At 34.6% G+C, this 1,967-nt stretch carries 2 protein-coding genes; both read left to right on the top strand.

What is annotated here, in order from left to right; all coding sequences use genetic code 11:
• The first annotated feature begins 63 nt into the window (after window positions 1-63).
• Window positions 64-957 (top strand): leucine-rich repeat domain-containing protein, encoded by an 894-nt coding sequence (locus G561_RS15090; RefSeq protein ID WP_051584573.1) that lies wholly within the window; start codon window positions 64-66, stop codon window positions 955-957.
• Between the two features lie 615 nt (window positions 958-1,572).
• Window positions 1,573-1,890 (top strand): hypothetical protein, encoded by a 318-nt coding sequence (locus G561_RS0113415; RefSeq protein ID WP_147286701.1) that lies wholly within the window; start codon window positions 1,573-1,575, stop codon window positions 1,888-1,890.
• Window positions 1,891-1,967 lie beyond the last annotated feature (77 nt).

Below are 1,967 nucleotides of genomic sequence, written 5' to 3'. Positions count from 1 at the left end.
TATTCTATCTTATTTGCTACAATTTTTTGGTCTAGTTTTCCGGGAGTATTATAAGGAGATCACATGAATAATTCCATCGATAAAACCACTTCTTTTGCAGATACTGCAAACTCCCCTACTACCTCTCCTTCTGATACAAAAGTAGAAGATTGGATGCTAGAGATTTGGGACTGGGTAGATAACCATAGTATCCATAGCAGTGAGGACAGTATTGTCCCTCGAGACCCACAATCTTTACGTCAACTTGAAAGATTGGATTTAGGATTTGGTAGGTCAATAACCCATGAGCTCATAGACGGCAAATCAGTCTTAAGTGCTTTAAAGGAATCTACAAAGCCTTTACCCGCTGCTATCGGTAATTTGAAAAACTTAAAGTATCTTAGACTAATTGGTTTTAGTGAATTGCCAGATGAGATTGCTCAATTAGATAATTTAGAAGAGTTAGTTTTTCTTAGATGCGGATACGTTGAGTTTCCAAAAGTATTATGTGAGCTTAAAAACCTTAAGTCACTTAACATTTATTCAAAAACTTTACAGAAATTACCGGATGAGATTGGCAACCTTACTTCGCTAAAAAACTTAAAAATTACTGGCACCAGTATCGAACATCTTCCTGATTCCATTGCCCATCTTACCAATCTAGAGACTATGAAAACATATGCCAATAGAGACCTGAAAACTTTACCTGTGAGTATCGGTAATCTATCAAAATTACAAACTCTTGACGTGCGTGGCTCTGAATTAGAAGCTATTCCCCACTCAATCGGTAATTTAAAGCAGCTTAAAGAGCTTATACTTTATAGTAATAGCCTAGAAAGCTTACCTGACAGTCTCACTAATTTAAAACAATTAGAGCGTCTGGATGTTAGTGAAAACCCATTATCTAACTTACCTGACTCAGTAAGACAGTTTATTGTTGATTTGGGTAATAAGGTATTTAGCGTGGCAGATAAATAGACTCTGTTGATCTTAGCTATTTGTTATATATAGTCTTTACTTTTAGAAGGCCTTTAAATTCAAATTTAAGGGCTTTTTTGATTGATAGGTAATTACTCTTTCTTAACACTGAAAAGCCAGACAGCTTAGGTTGTCTGGCTTTTTAAGCCTAAGCGTGGCTGTTGCTTATGCAGTTATCATTCTTTCCTTATACATTAAGTTTATTGTACATCCCTATTCTTGTAACATAAGACTCAAAAGTTGTTTACGTATCTTTTTGGCTTATGCAAGATCTACAGTAGTAAACTGAATTTTATGGTCTTGAATAACCACATATTTATTAATATCTTCGCCCACTGAAGGGTGTGTAAATAAGCCACAGGCATTCTTATCCAAAAAATCTCTACTGTCTTCTTGAGACCTTAGGTAAGAAAGTTTCTTAAACTTTTGACAGTCATAAGAACACAGCAGTTTCTTTAAGTTTGACTCTAAAAAACTACTCATAATGACTTTTCATAAAATATATGTTGCATTTAACAAAATTAATATCTGCAGTTTTAATAGCATGACCATTGCTCAATAGTCTATGCTCTTAAATCTATTTATGGCACGCAGTGGAGTAACCCTGATTTCACCTTGAAAATTGAAGAAGCCACAAACGAACGGACACCAAGACAAGTGGATCACAACTGGCAAAACTCTAATATCCAAGAAAAAGTGATTACTGCTTTGTACAGAGACTTAGGATTAAAACCTAATGTTTTAGTTTATCCTTATAAAAATATTCCTAAAGAAAATCGAGTAGTAAACCATCGTCGCTACCTTAAAATCACATGGTCAGACGACTCTTGTACTTCAATTACTTTGGACCAAGGTATTGGGTTTATGAAACTTTCTGAAAATTCTAATAGTCGTCATTTTGATTTAGATTTTAACGCTAGGGCGTGTCCCTAATTTGAAAAATACAGTAAAGCCTTATTTTAATCCTATATATCAACAAAATATAGGGAAACTCAAGCCATGGCGAGAAC

It is taken from the genome of Psychrobacter phenylpyruvicus DSM 7000 = NBRC 102152, from assembly GCF_000685805.1.
GTDB classification, from domain to species: Bacteria; Pseudomonadota; Gammaproteobacteria; order Pseudomonadales; family Moraxellaceae; genus Psychrobacter; species Psychrobacter phenylpyruvicus.
The sequence above is the reverse complement of the archived record's forward strand: the minus strand, read 5'-3'. Positions and strand labels throughout refer to the sequence as shown.